This window comes from uncultured Porticoccus sp. (assembly GCF_913061305.1).
In the GTDB taxonomy this organism is placed as follows: domain Bacteria; phylum Pseudomonadota; class Gammaproteobacteria; order Pseudomonadales; family Porticoccaceae; genus Porticoccus.
This window is the reverse complement of sequence record NZ_CAJXST010000002.1, coordinates 137381-152814: the sequence shown is the minus strand read 5'-3', so window position 1 is coordinate 152814 and position 15434 is coordinate 137381. Positions and strand designations below refer to the sequence as shown.

The following is a 15434-nucleotide window of genomic DNA, read 5'->3' as shown; positions in this document are numbered from 1 at the left end:
CCACCTTAGATCCGATAATCGCACACCTCAATCCGGTTCGCACCACCATGACATCCATCTCTGTCGACGCCTCTCCCGAACAGGAGGTCGAGCATCTCCTGTTTTCACAGATTGCCAGTGATCTCACAGGGAAAGGTTACGCGGTTATTCCCAACGCCCTGCCCGGGCTATTGTCAGAAGAGCTGTTTGGTCAGATACAATCACTTCACAGCCATGATTTCAGCGAAGCAGGCGTGGGTCGCAATCATGATCAAACCCTGAACCGGTTTGTCCGACGGGATGCCATCCGCTGGATTGCAGGGGAAACATCACCGGAGCAGCGTTGGCTGGAGTGGACCAGCCGATTACAGACATACCTCAATCGGCACCTTTTTCTTGGTCTGTTCTCTTACGAGAGCCATTTTTCACATTACCGTCCCGGCGATTTTTACCGCAAACATCTGGACGCCTTTCGGGGTCAGACCAACCGTCGACTCTCGACAGTGGCTTACCTGAATCCCGGCTGGATGCCAGACGACGGTGGTGAACTGATTCTGTTTAGTGAAATGGGGGAACGGGAAATCCTGCGGGTAACGCCAGCTTACGGAACGCTGGCCATCTTCCTGAGTGAAGTGTTTCCCCATGAAGTCTTGCCTACCAACCGACACCGCTACAGCATCGCGGGCTGGTTTCGGGTCAACGGATCTGTCAATGATCAGCTCGACCCCCCGGTCTAGCCCTACAGGAAAGGCGGACTAGATCAAGACCAGATTGTCCCGGTGGATCACTTCTTCGTCATCACAATAACCTATGATATCGAGAATTCTGTCGCTGCTCTTGCCAATAATCAGACGACTCTCGGCAGCACTGTAGTTGACCAGGCCGCGGGCGACCTCATTACCCGCCGGGTCAACGCAGCGCACCAGATCACCCCGGTGAAAATCCCCAACGACCGCTTTCACCCCGACCGGCAATAGACTCTTACCCTGCTCCCGCAACGCCCGACAGGCGCCCTCGTCCAGGGTCAGCGACCCGCGCACCTGCAACCTGCCCGCCAACCACTGCTTGCGGGCGGCTATCGGCATCTGTTCTGCCAGCAGCAGAGTACCCAGATCTTCAGCCTTTGCCAGCCTGGTGAGCACCTGTTCGCTGCGACCACCAACAATTACTGTGCTCGCCCCGGAACGGGCGGCCAGCCGGGCGGCACGCAATTTGGTAATCATCCCCCCCCGGCCCAGTGCACTGCCTTCACCGGCCAGCTTGTCCAATGCCGGATCACCTGCCCGGCCCAGGGAAACCAGCCGGGCCTTTGGAAAGGTTCTCGGATCGGCATCATAAAGTCCGTGCTGATCCGTGAGAATCACCAGTAAATCGGCATCGATGAGATTGGCCACTACCGCCGCCAGCGTGTCATTGTCACCAAAACGAATTTCATCGGTAACCACCGTATCGTTTTCGTTAATGATCGGCACCACGCCCAGCTGAATCAACGTCTGCAAGGTGTTGCGGGCGTTCAGGTAGCGCTCGCGGTTCGACAGATCATCGTGGTCGAGCAGCACCTGCGCGGTGTGGCGATTGAATTGTTGAAACTGGAATTCATAGGCCTGCACCAGGCCCATCTGCCCCACGGCCGCCGCTGCCTGCAACTCGTGAACAGAAGATGGTCGCTTCCGCCAGCCCAGCCGGGACATACCCTCGGCGACGGCCCCGGAAGAAACCATCACCACCTCAATGTTCTGCTCCAGTAACTCCGCCACCTGGGCCACCCAGGCGCCGATAGATTCCCGATCGAGACCACGACCATCGGCGGTCAACAGGGCACTGCCTATTTTTACGACCCAGCGGCGGGCATTGCGGACAATCGTTCTATCGTTCATAGCTGGTCTGCTGTCTGGTGGTCCGAATCCTGGTTGAGAGAGATTGAGTTCCGGGACTGAATGAATAGCGCCTCAGGGGCTATAAACGACTTCCACGTCATAATCATCGTCGTCAAAGTCATCATCCTCGTCGCTGTCATCCGATTTTCGATTCCGGCGCAGGGATTCAATTCGGTCGCGTGCCTCATGTTGCATCTGGTGCTGAATATCCAGTTCCCGGCGGGCTACCTCCGGGTCACTGCGTTCAGTCTCCCAACAGGCTTCCAGATACTCGAGAATGTCATCACACAGCTCGGCCGTACCTTCGGCGGACAAGGCAGAAACCTGATACACCGGCCCCTCCCAGCCCAGCTGGGCAACCACGTCATTACAATGTTGCTGGCGCTCCGCTTCGGGCAATAAATCCACTTTATTGAGGACCAACCAACGATCCCTACTCCACAGAGTCGGGCTGAACTGATCCAGTTCATCTTCAATAATGGCGATATTATCCGCCGGATTCTTTCCATCGGGCGGCATCATATCCACCAGATGTAACAGCAGGCGGGTTCGCGTCAGGTGCTTCAGAAAACGAATGCCGAGACCGGCACCTTCGGCAGCGCCCTCCACCAGACCCGGCACATCAGCAATCACAAAACTGCGATACTTGTGGGGATTGACGACACCGAGATTGGGAACGAGTGTGGTAAAGGGATAATCGGCAACCTTGGGGCGCGCAGCCGAGACGGCGCGGATAAACGTCGACTTGCCAGCATTGGGCAGGCCCACCAGACCCACATCCGCCAGCACCTTCAGCTCCAAACGCAGGTTGCGCTCCTCACCCTCTTTGCCGGGTGATGTCTGACGCGGCGCACGATTGACACTCGATTTGAAACGGGTATTCCCCAGGCCGTGAAAGCCCCCGTGAGCCACCATCAGGCGCTGGCCATCATCGGTGATATCGCCGAGCACTTCCTCGGTATCTTCATCAATCACCGTGGTGCCCACCGGCACCTTGAGAACCAGGTCATCACCGCCCCGACCGGTACAGTTGCGACTGCTGCCAGCCTGGCCACTCTGGGCACGATAATCCCGCTGAAAGCGATAATCCACCAGAGTATTGAGGTTGATATCCCCTTCCAGATAAACCGAACCGCCGTCACCGCCGTCGCCACCGTCCGGCCCGCCTTTGGCCACGAATTTCTCACGGCGAAAACTCAGGCAGCCGTTACCACCGCGACCGGCATGTACGTGAATCGTTGTTTCATCGACAAATTTCATGACGGGAGTATACCGCGCTCTGAGGAGTTGGGATTAAATCGTACGCCAGTGGCAGCACGAACACATACAATCCGCTCGAGTTTCAAATATTCAAACACAAAAAAGCCCCGCCTGGGCGGGGCTTTTCAATAAAGCCAGCCTCAGGCGGTTACAATATTCACATACTTGCGATTATTGGGACCTTTCACTGTGAACTGTACTTCACCGTCTGCCGTAGCAAAAATGGTGTGGTCGCGACCAATGCCAACATTGTTGCCCGCATGGAACCGGGTACCGCGCTGACGAATAATGATATTGCCCGCTGTGACCTGTTCGCCACCGAAACGCTTGACACCCAGTCGTTTACTTTCAGAATCGCGCCCGTTACGGGTACTACCACCAGCTTTCTTGTGAGCCATGACGTTCTCCTATCTGATCTTAACCGGCACTGATGCCCGTAATTTTCACTTCGGTGTACCACTGACGGTGGCCCATTTGCTTCCGGTGATGCTTACGGCGGCGAAACTTGATGATTTGCACCTTGTCCGCACGACCATGACTAAGCACTTCACCTGTCACCTTGGCACCCTCTAGCAACGGTGCACCAATTTTGAAATTTTCACCATCGGCAACCATCAGCACTTCATTGAAGTCGATATTGCCACCGGTGGGGACTTCCAGCTTTTCGAGGCGCAGGTATTCGCCTTCCTTCACCCGGTGCTGTTTGCCACCACTCTTAATAACTGCGTACATAATATGCTCCGTATTCGCGCATGCCAGTTCGAAGCCTGCAGGAACGATTTCCTCAAGGCCGGTTTTGCGAGGGGCGGGATTTTAAGGGAAACCCCCTGTTACCGCAAGGGAATATTCAATTGTCTAGAGGATGTCAGCACCCGAAACTTGACAGTGACAGGTGCCCTCTCTAGGATGCGACGCGCCTATCGTACAAGTCCCGCGTGCATTGGCTGTTTACACCTATTTGTTGCTAGCCAGGGTTACGGCATGTTGCCATTCCATCAGGTAGTTAAATCCGAATTTGAACAGGTGAATGAGCTGATCATTCGCCAGCTGCACTCTGACGTCGGGTTAGTGGAAAATATTGGCCAATACATTGTCGACGCCGGCGGCAAACGCCTTCGCCCCCTACTGGTACTACTCATTGCGAAGAGCTTTGGCTACCGGGGGACACAGCACATCTCACTGGCCGCCATTATCGAGTTCATTCACACCGCCACGCTGTTGCACGACGATGTGGTGGACACGTCCAACCTGCGACGGGGAAGGGCCACAGCCAATGCGCGGTTCGGCAATGCTCCCAGTGTGCTTGTCGGAGACTTCCTCTATTCCCGGGCATTCCAGATGCTGGTTGCCATCGACAGTATGGCGATCATGCGAATCATTGCCGATACCACCAATATCATCTCTGAAGGTGAAGTGCAGCAATTGATCAATGCCGGCAACCCCGATACATCCGAAGCGGCCTACTTCGATGTCATTCACAAGAAAACCGCTCAACTCTTCGAGGCGGCAGCACAAACCGGTGCCATACTGGCTGGGGCCTCTGCCACTCAGGAGGAAGCGGCAAAACATTACGGTTACCATCTGGGGATGGCGTTTCAGCTAGTGGATGATGTACTGGACTACAGCGGCCAGGCGGACGAGCTCGGCAAAAATATCGGTGATGATCTCGCGGAAGGCAAACCAACCCTCCCGCTGATTCGCGCGATGCAGCGGGGGACCACCGAGCAGGCCGCGATGATTCGATCAGCCATTGAGAAAGGTGCCCTGGAACAACTGGACCAGATTAGTGACGCTATCCATTCGACCGGCGCACTCGACTACACCCTCGCTTGTGCGGCACAGCATGCAGAACAGGCCAGGGCCTGTCTGGCAGATTTTACAGACTCACCGGAACACCGGGCACTGGCAGAACTTACCGAGTTCGCCCTGCAACGAAAATGCTGACACCCGGTACAGAAACAGGGATATCTGCCACAAGTCTCAAATATTGAATAAACAAAAAAGTGCATACTCTAAGCTGGTTGCTGGGGATTGACAGGGCAACACCTCCCCCTGAAACCCCCATATTTTCTGGACTTAATGAGCAAATTCGCTAAAATTCACCGCTTCGACAACAAACCAGCATCGGGTAACACCCGTCAACCAGGGCAGTCCACTCAATGACGAAATTCGTTCCACAATCACAGAACGCGTATACCCGCGAGGAAATCGTCGCCTGCAGCCACGGCGACCTGTTCGGCGAAGGCAACGCCAAACTCCCCGCTGACAACATGTTGATGGTGGATCGAATCACCCGTATACATGCCGAAGAAGGCCGGTTTGGCAAAGGCCTGATAACCGCAGAACTGGATATCCATAAGGACCTGTGGTTTTTTGGCTGCCACTTTCACGGTGACCCGGTTATGCCCGGCTGCCTTGGCCTCGATGCCATGTGGCAGCTGACCGGTTTTTTCCTGGCCTGGAAAGGCAATCCCGGCAGGGGAAGGGCGCTGGGCTCGGGTGAAGTGAAGTTTTTCGGCCAGGTGCTGCCACAGGCAAGCGTGGTGACGTACCAGATTGATATTTCGAGAATTGTCGAAAGAAAATTGAAAATGGCTATCGCCGACGGCAGCGTTTTTGTGGACGGCCGCGAGATTTATACGGCGAAAGATCTGCGTGTTGGACTGTTCGAGTCAACTGACAACTTCTGATTTTTTCTACTACAATAGCCGAACCTGACAGTCGGCATAGGTATAAACGATGAAACGTGTAGTAATTACCGGAATGGGCATAGTTTCCTGCCTGGGTAATGACAGGGAAACCGTCACCACAGCGCTCAAGGAAGGGAAATCCGGCATCGTCTTCCGGGAAGATTTCAAGGAGATGGGCCTGCGCTGTAACGTGGCTGCCAAAGTAGACCTTGATCTGGCTGAGCTGATTGACCGCAAGATTCTTCGCTTTATGGGCCCCTCTGCGGCTTACGGCTATATTGCCACCGAGCGCGCCATTGCCAATGCCGGTCTCAGCGAGGACCAAGTCTCCAATATCCGCACTGGCCTGGTGATGGGGTCAGGTGGCGTATCCGGTGAAATGTTCACTGAAACCATTGACGTCATGCGTGCCAAAGGTATCAAAAAAGCGGGCCCTTACCGGGTCACCCAGATCATGGCCAGCACGGTTTCCGCCTGTCTGGCGACACCGTTCAAAATCAAGGGCACCAACTATTCCATCGCCTCCGCCTGTGCCACCAGCGCCCACAGCATTGGTCACGCAATGGAACTGATTCAGATGGACAAACAGGACGTTGTCTTTGCCGGTGGTGCCGAGGATATGCACTGGTCCATGGCGGGTATGTTCGATGCCATGGGTGCACTGTCGACCAAATATAACGATACCCCTCAACTGGCCTCCAGGGCCTATGACGCTGACAGGGATGGTTTTGTACCGGGAGTCGGTGCAGGCTGCCTGGTCGTGGAAGAACTGGAACACGCCCTGGCGCGGGGCGCCACAATCTACGCCGAGCTGGTGGGCTATGGCTCCACCTCGGATGGTTATGACATGGTGGCACCGTCCGGAGAAGGCGCCGCGCGCTGCATGAAAATGGCGATGCAAACCACCCAGGGGGATATCGACTACATCAACACCCATGGCACCAGCACACCCGTCGGTGACTTGCAGGAGCTGAAGGCCATCAGGGAGACTTTTGGCGAAAAAGTACCACCAATCAGCTCGACCAAATCGCTGTCCGGTCACGGACTCGGCGCCGCTGGTGTTCAGGAAGCGATTTTCAGTCTGTTGATGATGGAGCACAACTTTATCTGCGCTTCTGCCAACGTCGACAATCTTGATCCGGAAGCGGCAGACTTGCCCATTGTCACCAAACGGGTGGATCAAGCCAATCTGCAACGTGTCATGTCCAATAGCTTTGGTTTTGGTGGCACCAATGCAACGCTGGTTTTTCAGCGCTATAACCCCTAGTTTGCCGCTGAAATTTACGCTTCATGGGGGAGCCGGCCGGTCTGGCTCTCCCGGTATAACCAAGACGATAAATTGATGGCAACCAGCTCACAGCCCTCATCCACTTCCAGCTTTGCGCCACTCATTGCCATCATTGATGCCCTCAATGTCATCTTGGCCAGTTTAGTGGCCCACTGGCTCCGCTTTGGTTCCGCGGACATGTCGGCCAAATTTGAAGTCTTGACCGGTGGCACAGCGCTGCTGCTGATTTTTGTCCTGACCATTACCGGCGTCTACGACTCATGGCGGGGCAGACGGCTTCCCACCCTCCTCAAACGCTATACTTTCTCGCTACTGCTGACCGTGGCAGTGCTCATGGCCTTTCTGGTCTTTACCAAGACAGCTATCGAGTTTTCCAGGCTCTGGCTGTTTTACCTGGTCGCACTGACCTGGTGGGGAGGCACGGTTTACCGCTGCGGGTATCACTTTTATCTGAAACGCCTGCGAAGTGCCGGTAAAAACCTGCGTTCGGTACTGGTCATTACCAGCGATAACCGCCACGCCAAGGAGCTCTTTGATGAGCGGGAAATGCAGCAGTCCGGTTACCGACTGGTTCATCATGTGCATGCCAGCGAAATAGAGCGTTGGGCTCACTCCGGTCAGGTGATAGAGGAACTCAGTAAATATTCAGTCGATGAAGTGTGGCTCGACCTGCCGCTTAGCATGGGCAGCTTCATTAAGGACATTGTCTATGCTCTCCGCCATGTGACGGTGGACATCCGCTTTTTCCCCGACTTTGAAGACATCCAGCTCCTCAATCACAAGGTATCAAGCATCCTCGGTCACTACGCCATAGACATCAGCTGTTCTCCCATGCGAGGCTTCAATCGTACCCTCAAGCGCTGTGAAGATCTGGTTCTCGGCATACTGATCTGCGCACTGATCACACCGGTCTGCCTGGCAATTGCCCTGCTGGTCAAATTCAGTTCGCCCGGTCCCGTATTGTTCAAGCAATATCGCAATGGCCGGGATGGCAAACGCTTCAAGGTTTACAAGTTCAGATCCATGGAAGTCCATCGGGAAGCCGATGGTACGGTAACCCAGGCGAAGCCCGATGACCCGAGGCTCACCCGACTGGGGGCTTTTCTGCGACGCACCAGTCTCGACGAGTTACCGCAGTTTTTTAATGTCGTGCAGGGCCGCATGTCCATCGTTGGCCCCAGACCCCACGCCCTGATCCACAATGAGTATTACATGGATCTGATCGAATCCTATATGTGGCGCCACAAGGTCAAACCGGGGATTACCGGGCTCGCCCAGATCCGCGGCTACCGGGGGCTGACCGACACATTGGAAAAGATGGAGCGACGGGTCGAATGCGACCTTGAATACATCAACAACTGGTCGCTGTGGCTCGACCTGAAAATCATCGCCCTTACGGTGTTCAGCCTCTTTCACAGCAAGAATGCCTTCTAGACACCTGGCCTCGGCAATCAACAAACCAAACCTTCCGACGGTTCCCCCGCACACGCACAACCGTTAATATCGGCAGACAACATCCAAGTCATGCAAGATCATCGTTAATCACCAGAACGAGGAAATGCCATGAAACTCTATGACTACCCCGGCGTGCCCAACCCTCGGCGACTCAATATTTTTATGGCTGAAAAAGGTATTGATTTTCCAAGAATCAAGGTAGACCTGCTGAAGGGCGAGCAACTCACCGAGGATTTCCGACAGAAAAATCCCAACTGCGATGTGCCTGTACTGGAGCTTGATGATGGCACCTGTATTTCCCAGACCAATGCCATTGCCCGCTACCTGGAAGCCCACCATCCAGAGCCACCCCTGTTTGGCACCACTGCCCAGGAAATCGGGCTGGTGGAAATGTGGAACCATATCTGTTTCACCAACGGCTTTCAGGCAGTGGCAGACCTGTTCAGAAACGGGCCTGACTGGTTTGATGGAAGGGCTCTGGTCGGACCGCACAATTACGACAAAATCCCGGCCCTGGTGGAACGCGGTCGGCAACGCATCATGAATTTCTATGACGACCTCAACCAACACCTTGCCCACCGCTCCTACCTTGCCGGGAACAATTTCTCCATGGCCGATATCACCGCACTGGTGACCATCGACTTTGCCGAGTGGGCAGGGGTCGCCATGCCCGACGGGCACGAGCATCTTCGCTTGTGGCACCAGCAGATATCGCAGCGGCCCAGTGTCGTGGCCAACAGCTAAGTGCGAGACCTGAGCCAATGACAGGGCTGCGTTTCCGAGGTAAACTGTCGGCCTAAATTTTAGTCAGTGGAGCAAGGCATGGCTCGGGGTATCAATAAGGTCATTTTGATTGGCAATCTGGGGAAAGACCCGGAAACACGGTATATGCCCAGCGGTGGTGCAGTAACCAACCTCACACTGGCCACCAGCGAAACCTGGAAAGACAAACAAACAGGACAACCGCAGGAGCGCACTGAATGGCATCGGGTTGTCTTTTTTAATCGTCTGGCAGAAATCGCCGCCGAATACCTGAAGAAAGGCAGCAAGGTGTATATCGAAGGCTCTCTCAGAACCCGCAAGTGGCAGGATCAGAGCGGCCAGGACAAATACACCACTGAAATCGTGGCGAATGAAATGCAGATGCTGGATAGTCGTGGCGGAGCAGGAGGCTCATCAGGCTACGACGACAGTATGCAGCAGCAAGGCCCGTCAGGCGGCCAGGGGGGCTACAGCAAACCCCAGCAACAGCAGCCGTCGGCGGCGTCCAGCAATAACAGCAACAGCACAGATCCCGGATTCGACAGTTTTGATGATGACATCCCGTTCTGACAAAACCGAACCCGATAAAAAAGCCCGCTTTTACGCGGGGTTTTTTGTGCCGCTAAACCGGTGTCTCCAGCGGACGTCCCAGCGCTGACTCCATGTCCGCCTGACAGAAAAAGTCTTTGTCCACTTTAAAGTATGCCAGCCGGTGGTCCGGCATAATCACCACGTCCTGAACACCCGGCACCGCCCCCACAAAGTGTTCCGCAGCAATCACCTCTCCCGGCATCAAAGTAACCACCAGACTCTTCAGGTGCGCCGGCTTCTTCATGGTCACTGCAGCAACCAGCCAGACCAGAATCGATACGGCCACCATCCAGAAAACCTCGGCATAACCAAACCGCCAGGCCACATAGCCACCGACCACACCCCCGAGAAAGGCACCCAGAAACTGGCTGGTGGAATAAATACCCATGGCCGTTCCGCGACCGCCGGCCGGCGCCAGCTTGCTGACCAGCGACGGCAGCGAGGCTTCCAGCAAGTTGAACGCCATGAAAAACAGAAAAAGACCGGCGATAAACCCATAGCGGTAATCGATATTAACAGCCAGGACGATCTCGGCTAACGCCAGTAAAACAACCGCCCCAATAAAGACCGGTTTCATTTTTCGGCGGGTCTCGGCAATTATGATAAAAGGCAGCATGCAGAGAAACGACAAACCCATGGTGCCGAGATAAATCATCCAGTGATCGCCGCGGGCCATATCCAGACTCTGCTCCAGAATCACCGGGACTGCGACCCAACTGGCCATCTGGGCAAAATGCAGGGTACCGATACCCAGATTGAGCCGCAACAACTCAGCATCCTTTAACAACCGGCCAAACATCGCCGGTATCGCCTCAGCTTCCGCGTTGTGAAGCAATGTCACCGGCGTGGGTATCACCAGTGCCAGCACCCCAAGACTCACCACCGACATCCCGGCCGCCAGCCAGAACAAACCGGACAGCCCCCATAGATTCGCCAGCACCGGCCCGAGCACCATGGAAAGGGCAAACGAAATGCCGATACTGCCACCCACCACCGCCATGGCCTTGGTGCGATTCTGCTCGGTCGTCAAATCAGACAGTAGCGCCATGATCGTGCTGGCCACCGCACCCGCCCCCTGCATGGCACGGCCAGCTATCAGGCCCCACATGGAATCCGACAGCGCAGCGATAACGCTCCCCGCAAGAAACAACAACAACCCACCAGCGATCACCGGTTTTCGGCCAACCCGATCGGATAGAAAGCCCAGGGGAATCTGGAAAAGTCCCTGGGTGAGGCCGTAGATACCCAGGGCCAAGCCCACCAGCAAGGCCGAGCTGCCGCTGTAGTCGCCTGCATAGAGGGCCAACACCGGCAGCAACATAAATAACCCCACCATGCGAAAGGCATAGAGAGAGGCCAAACCAACCAGGCTTTTGCGTTCCAGTGGATTCATGGGGATGACAGCGTTGATATCAGAAGCGGATATTATAAAGGGCTGGCAAAGGAATAAGTAGATAACCGCAAGTTTTGGGGCATCTTATCCTAATCAGTTTCGCTTATAAATATCATCAAACCTGATGATATCGTCCTCACCCAGATATCCCCCGGACTGTACTTCGATGATCTCCAACGGGATGGACCCTGGATTCTCCAGGCGATGAGTTTCGCCAATAGGAATAAATGTCGATTCATTCTCCGACAGCAAAAACGTCTCTTCGCCCTTTGTCACCAGCGCGGTGCCACTCACTACAACCCAGTGCTCCGCCCGGTGGTGATGCATCTGTAAAGAAAGCCGCCCACCGGGTTTGACCAAAATCCGCTTTACCTGGAAACGTTCACCATTTTCTATGGCATCGTAATACCCCCAGGGTCGAAAAACCTTGCGATGGGCCTCTGCTTCGGAACGCTTTTTCTCTCGCAACTGGTCAACAATATTTTTGACCTCTTGCACGCGTTTTTTGTCGGCTACCAGAATGGCATCGTCACTTTCGATGATCACCACGTCCCGCAGCCCCATTGTCGCAATCAATTTTCGATCAGCCTGGATAAACGAGTCATGGGTATCCAGCGCCATCACATCACCTTTCAGAGTGTTACCGCACTGATCTTTTTCAGATATAGCCCAAAGCGCCGACCAGGATCCCACGTCACTCCAACCACAATCCATTGGTACTACCACGGCATCGGGGGTTTTTTCCATGACGGCATAGTCGATGGAATCCGCGGGGCAATCGAGAAAAATATCTTTATCGGGTCTGAGAAAGTCGCTGTCTACCGAAGCCGATGACATGGCTTTTTGGCAAACCGACAGGATTTCAGGACTGTGCACCTGCAGCTCGTCCAGATAACGACGCGCACTGAACAGAAACATACCGCTGTTCCAGAGATAGCCGCCCTCGGTCAGATATTGCTCAGCGAGGGCTTTAGCCGGTTTTTCTACAAACCTCGATACAATTTTTGCAGGCCCCCTACCGACCAAATCACCACACTTTATATAGCCATAACCGGTTTCAGGTGTGCTCGGCACGATACCAAAAGTCACCAGCTTACCTTGCTCGGCAAAGGGCAAGGCAGCAATCACCGCCGCCTGAAATGCATCGACATCCTGTATTGCATGATCTGCCGCCAATACCAGCAACACCGGGTCATCACCCTCCCCGGCATTCTCCAGAGCATAGCAAGCTGCCAGCGCCACCGCAGGTGCCGTATTCCTGCCCTCTGGCTCAAGCAGAATCATGGCCGGATCACAACCTGTCAACCTGAGCTGCTCTGCCACGATAAACCGGTGGTTCTCACCACAAACAAATAATGCGGGTTGTGTGTCTAACGCTCGCAAACGACCGTAGGTTTCCTGCAGCATAGTCTCATCCCCCAACAGTGGCAGAAACTGTTTTGGATACAACTGCCGGGACAGAGGCCACAACCGGGTTCCTGAACCACCAGCCATCACAACGGGGACAAGAGACATCACTTTATACTCCCTTCAAACAAGAAACTCGGGCCATGCTAGATTTTTCGCCAGATGGCCAGTGTGTTAAAACCCAGCAACTGGTTGACCTGGTAAACACACAGCAGGTTTTTTGATGCAACGGCAACCGAAGTCTCAATTGCTGCACCGATCAGCCCATAACCGGGAATCAACAAGACCCCCAAACTAACGCCCAGGACTGCACCGATAAAGACAATCCAACGCAGCTGGCTGCTCGTGGTCATACTCAATAAAGAACCCACAGCAGTGCCAATAAACTGACCAACCGCCAAAATCATCAATGCCGGCAGACCCATTCTGTCAACACCGGCATCACTGACTCAATGGCCAGCTCCCAATCACCGGTTGCCCGGGGAAGGCTGGCCCGCAATTTCGCATCATTGAGTACAGTATAAGCTGGGCGTTTGACCACACTGGGATATTCAGCGGCCGTCACGGGCAGGACTCCGGGCAGCCGCCATTCTGGTCTGAGTTTACCCAGAACAGTAAAGATAGCCTGGCTGAACTCAAACCAGCTACAGGCACGCCCACCGGAATAATGGTAAATGCCCGAGGCAGCTTCCGCTTCTGCCAACCTGATTATCGAGACAGCCAGGTCACCCGCATAGGTGGGCGTTCCGATCTGATCTACAACCACCTGCAAGGTCTCGCGGCCATCCGCCAGCTTCAGCATCGATTTGAGGAAATTATTGCCGTACTCGCTGAACAGCCAGGCTGCGCGAACAACAAAATAGCGGTTTGCCCCGGCGGCGTACTGCTCTCCCGCCAGCTTGCTGGCGCCGTAGACATTGAGGGGATTTACCGGATCAGACTCGCGATACGGCCTGGTGGTTCTGCCATCAAATACATAATCTGTCGACACCTGTGCCAGCAGAGCACCAACTTTGTTGGCCGCTTCAGCCAGATAGCCTACGGCCTCCGCATTGATCCGTCGGACAACCCCGGGCTCACTCTCAGCGCGGTCAACTGCCGTATACGCCGCGGCATTGACAATGACGTCGGGCCGAAATCTGACTACTGCAGCCTCTACAGACTGTCGGTCGGTAATATCCAGCTGACTCCGGTTCAAAGCCAGCCCATCGTGTACCGTCATGCGGAGCCTGTCTTGCAAACAACGGCCTAGCTGCCCGTCTGCCCCGGTCACCAGAATTTTCATGACTGGCAATAGGCCGCAAAGGTGGGGGCACCGGCATCTTTGTCCGACAACCTGATACCCGATGTCTCAGGCCACTCAATCGCCAGTTCGGGATCATTCCAGAGAATGGCGCCCTCGTCATCAGGGTCGTAGTAATCCGTGCATTTATACTCAAAATCAGCCACATCACTCAACACCTGAAAACCGTGGGCGAACCCCGGCGGCACCCACAACTGACGCTTGTTGTTTTCATTCAACAAAGTGCCGTGCCACTGACCGAAACTCGGTGAATCCCGGCGCAAGTCCACGGCTACATCGAACACTTCACCCCGCACAACCCTAACTAGCTTTCCCTGCGGCCTGTTGATCTGAAAATGCAAACCACGCAACACCCCCTTTTCGGAGCGGGAGTGATTATCCTGAACAAAGGGCAGCGTAATACCCGCCAACTCTGCGTAGCGCTCAACGTGAAAGGTTTCCAGGAAAAACCCGCGGTCATCACCGAAAACCCGAGGCTCAATAATCACACAATCCTTAAGGGGCGTTGCTATGACTTTCATTGATAACCCTCGGCTACTCGTACCAGATACCGCCCGTAACTCGTCTTTTCCAGTGCCTCACCCAGATTGCGAAGCTGGTCGGTATTGATCCAACCCTGGTGATAGGCAATTTCCTCCAGACAGGCCACCTTGAGCCCCTGCCTCGCCTCAATGGTTTGGACAAAATGACTGGCTTCCATTAAAGAATCGTGTGTACCTGTGTCCAACCAGGCGAAGCCTCGGCCCAGCAAACTGACATGCAAATCGCCACGTTGCAGATAAGCATTATTAACGGCCGTGATTTCCAGTTCACCGCGTTCTGACGGGGTTATTTTTCTAGCGATATCCACCACACTGTTGTCGTAAAAATACAGACCTGTCACGGCATGGTTTGATTTGGGCGCCAACGGCTTTTCTTCAATGGAAACAGCCTTGCCGTCAGCATCAAACGACACGACACCAAAGCGCTGGGGGTCGTTGACGTGATAACCAAAAATAGTCGCACCTTCCTCTCGTTGAACGGCCTCGCGCAGCATGGTGCTGAAGCCAAAACCGTGAAACACATTATCCCCGAGAATCAGGCAAACATTGCTGTCACCAATAAAGTCTTCGCCGATCAGAAAGGCCTGGGCCAGACCGTCAGGCGAGGGCTGTTCGGCATAGCTGATCTCCAGCCCCAACGACTCACCATTGCCAAACAAACGCCGAAAGGCTGGCAAATCCTCCGGCGTTGAAATGATCAAAACCTCACGGATACCTGCCAGCATCAACACCGACAGCGGGTAATAGATCATGGGCTTGTCGTAGACGGGCAGCAGTTGTTTGGAGACCCCTATTGTAATGGGATGCAACCGTGTACCCGAGCCACCCGCCAGAATAATGCCTTTATAATTGTTCATATCTTTTCCAAAACCAACATCACCATAGGC

The 15434-nt window shown here is 54.6% G+C and carries 16 protein-coding genes and 1 pseudogene; 7 read left to right on the top strand and 10 right to left on the bottom strand.

The window, feature by feature from the left end; all coding sequences use genetic code 11:
- Positions 1–47: 47 nt before the first annotated feature.
- Positions 48–716 (top strand): 2OG-Fe(II) oxygenase, encoded by a 669-nt coding sequence (locus QZ516_RS02825; RefSeq protein WP_297185915.1) that lies wholly within the window; start codon positions 48–50, stop codon positions 714–716.
- 18 nt (positions 717–734) lie between these two features.
- On the opposite strand, the gene proB is transcribed toward QZ516_RS02825, so the two are convergent.
- The 4 genes from proB to rplU all read right to left on the bottom strand — a co-directional run bounded on the left by proB (position 735) and on the right by rplU (position 3848).
- Positions 735–1856 carry a glutamate 5-kinase gene (gene proB, locus QZ516_RS02820; protein ID WP_297185913.1) on the bottom strand — a complete coding sequence of 374 codons (1122 nt, stop codon included), beginning with the start codon at positions 1854–1856 and terminating at the stop codon, positions 735–737.
- 72 nt (positions 1857–1928) lie between these two features.
- The gene (gene cgtA, locus QZ516_RS02815; protein WP_297185911.1) at positions 1929–3116 is read right to left on the bottom strand and encodes an Obg family GTPase CgtA; all 1188 of its coding nucleotides are present in this window, start codon (positions 3114–3116) and stop codon (positions 1929–1931) included.
- 140 nt (positions 3117–3256) lie between these two features.
- Entirely contained in the window at positions 3257–3514 is a 258-nt protein-coding gene (rpmA, locus tag QZ516_RS02810; RefSeq protein WP_272991999.1) for a 50S ribosomal protein L27, read from the bottom strand.
- 19 nt (positions 3515–3533) lie between these two features.
- The gene (gene rplU, locus QZ516_RS02805) at positions 3534–3848 is read right to left on the bottom strand and encodes a 50S ribosomal protein L21 (RefSeq protein ID WP_036859778.1); all 315 of its coding nucleotides are present in this window, start codon (positions 3846–3848) and stop codon (positions 3534–3536) included.
- A 249-nt stretch (positions 3849–4097) separates the two neighbouring features.
- Between rplU and QZ516_RS02800 the strand changes: the two genes are divergently transcribed.
- The 6 genes and pseudogenes from QZ516_RS02800 to ssb all read left to right on the top strand — a co-directional run.
- Positions 4098–5060 carry a polyprenyl synthetase family protein gene (locus QZ516_RS02800; RefSeq protein WP_297185906.1) on the top strand — a complete coding sequence of 321 codons (963 nt, stop codon included), beginning with the start codon at positions 4098–4100 and terminating at the stop codon, positions 5058–5060.
- A 215-nt stretch (positions 5061–5275) separates the two neighbouring features.
- Positions 5276–5806, top strand: a complete 531-nt coding sequence (gene fabA, locus QZ516_RS02795) for a 3-hydroxyacyl-[acyl-carrier-protein] dehydratase FabA (protein ID WP_297185903.1) — start codon at positions 5276–5278, stop codon at positions 5804–5806.
- 49 nt (positions 5807–5855) lie between these two features.
- Positions 5856–7073, top strand: coding sequence for a beta-ketoacyl-ACP synthase I (gene fabB, locus QZ516_RS02790; protein ID WP_297185902.1), 1218 nt, complete (start codon positions 5856–5858; stop codon positions 7071–7073).
- Positions 7074–7148: 75 nt separating this feature from the next.
- Positions 7149–8528, top strand: coding sequence for an undecaprenyl-phosphate glucose phosphotransferase (locus QZ516_RS02785; protein ID WP_297185898.1), 1380 nt, complete (start codon positions 7149–7151; stop codon positions 8526–8528).
- Positions 8529–8657: 129 nt separating this feature from the next.
- Complete coding sequence (locus tag QZ516_RS02780) at positions 8658–9293, top strand: glutathione S-transferase family protein (protein WP_297185895.1); 636 nt, start codon at positions 8658–8660, stop codon at positions 9291–9293.
- 78 nt (positions 9294–9371) lie between these two features.
- A pseudogene (gene ssb, locus QZ516_RS02775) lies at positions 9372–9866 on the top strand (single-stranded DNA-binding protein); the annotation flags it as partial.
- Between the two features lie 67 nt (positions 9867–9933).
- On the opposite strand, the gene QZ516_RS02770 reads toward ssb, so the two are convergent.
- The 6 genes from QZ516_RS02770 to rfbA form a co-directional block, all read right to left on the bottom strand.
- Complete coding sequence (locus QZ516_RS02770) at positions 9934–11295, bottom strand: MFS transporter (protein WP_297185892.1); 1362 nt, start codon at positions 11293–11295, stop codon at positions 9934–9936.
- A 93-nt stretch (positions 11296–11388) separates the two neighbouring features.
- Positions 11389–12810, bottom strand: a complete 1422-nt coding sequence (locus tag QZ516_RS02765) for a mannose-1-phosphate guanylyltransferase/mannose-6-phosphate isomerase (RefSeq protein ID WP_297185889.1) — start codon at positions 12808–12810, stop codon at positions 11389–11391.
- A 38-nt stretch (positions 12811–12848) separates the two neighbouring features.
- Complete coding sequence (locus QZ516_RS02760) at positions 12849–13127, bottom strand: polysaccharide biosynthesis C-terminal domain-containing protein (protein WP_297185886.1); 279 nt, start codon at positions 13125–13127, stop codon at positions 12849–12851.
- Complete coding sequence (gene rfbD / locus QZ516_RS02755) at positions 13109–13987, bottom strand: dTDP-4-dehydrorhamnose reductase (protein ID WP_297185883.1); 879 nt, start codon at positions 13985–13987, stop codon at positions 13109–13111. Before rfbD ends, QZ516_RS02760 begins: the two co-directional genes overlap by 19 nt.
- Positions 13984–14526 (bottom strand): dTDP-4-dehydrorhamnose 3,5-epimerase, encoded by a 543-nt coding sequence (gene rfbC, locus QZ516_RS02750; protein ID WP_297185879.1) that lies wholly within the window; start codon positions 14524–14526, stop codon positions 13984–13986. Before rfbC ends, rfbD begins: the two co-directional genes overlap by 4 nt.
- A complete protein-coding gene (gene rfbA, locus QZ516_RS02745) occupies positions 14523–15404 on the bottom strand; it encodes a glucose-1-phosphate thymidylyltransferase RfbA (RefSeq protein ID WP_297185876.1) in 882 nt (293 codons plus the stop codon). The genes rfbC and rfbA overlap by 4 nt, the downstream gene beginning before the upstream one ends.
- Between the last annotated feature and the right edge of the window lie 30 nt (positions 15405–15434).

Coding starts and splice junctions, on each gene's coding strand:
- rpmA (WP_272991999.1), bottom strand. CDS start 3,514: ATGGCTCACAAGAAAGCTGGTGGTAGTACCCGTAACGGGCGCGATTCT.
- QZ516_RS02780 (WP_297185895.1), top strand. CDS start 8,658: ATGAAACTCTATGACTACCCCGGCGTGCCCAACCCTCGGCGACTCAAT.
- QZ516_RS02785 (WP_297185898.1), top strand. CDS start 7,149: ATGGCAACCAGCTCACAGCCCTCATCCACTTCCAGCTTTGCGCCACTC.
- rfbC (WP_297185879.1), bottom strand. CDS start 14,526: ATGAAAGTCATAGCAACGCCCCTTAAGGATTGTGTGATTATTGAGCCT.
- fabB (WP_297185902.1), top strand. CDS start 5,856: ATGAAACGTGTAGTAATTACCGGAATGGGCATAGTTTCCTGCCTGGGT.
- rfbD (WP_297185883.1), bottom strand. CDS start 13,987: ATGAAAATTCTGGTGACCGGGGCAGACGGGCAGCTAGGCCGTTGTTTG.
- QZ516_RS02770 (WP_297185892.1), bottom strand. CDS start 11,295: ATGAATCCACTGGAACGCAAAAGCCTGGTTGGTTTGGCCTCTCTCTAT.
- fabA (WP_297185903.1), top strand. CDS start 5,276: ATGACGAAATTCGTTCCACAATCACAGAACGCGTATACCCGCGAGGAA.
- QZ516_RS02800 (WP_297185906.1), top strand. CDS start 4,098: ATGTTGCCATTCCATCAGGTAGTTAAATCCGAATTTGAACAGGTGAAT.
- proB (WP_297185913.1), bottom strand. CDS start 1,856: ATGAACGATAGAACGATTGTCCGCAATGCCCGCCGCTGGGTCGTAAAA.
- QZ516_RS02825 (WP_297185915.1), top strand. CDS start 48: ATGACATCCATCTCTGTCGACGCCTCTCCCGAACAGGAGGTCGAGCAT.
- cgtA (WP_297185911.1), bottom strand. CDS start 3,116: ATGAAATTTGTCGATGAAACAACGATTCACGTACATGCCGGTCGCGGT.
- QZ516_RS02765 (WP_297185889.1), bottom strand. CDS start 12,810: ATGTCTCTTGTCCCCGTTGTGATGGCTGGTGGTTCAGGAACCCGGTTG.
- QZ516_RS02760 (WP_297185886.1), bottom strand. CDS start 13,127: ATGGGTCTGCCGGCATTGATGATTTTGGCGGTTGGTCAGTTTATTGGC.
- rfbA (WP_297185876.1), bottom strand. CDS start 15,404: ATGAACAATTATAAAGGCATTATTCTGGCGGGTGGCTCGGGTACACGG.
- rplU (WP_036859778.1), bottom strand. CDS start 3,848: ATGTACGCAGTTATTAAGAGTGGTGGCAAACAGCACCGGGTGAAGGAA.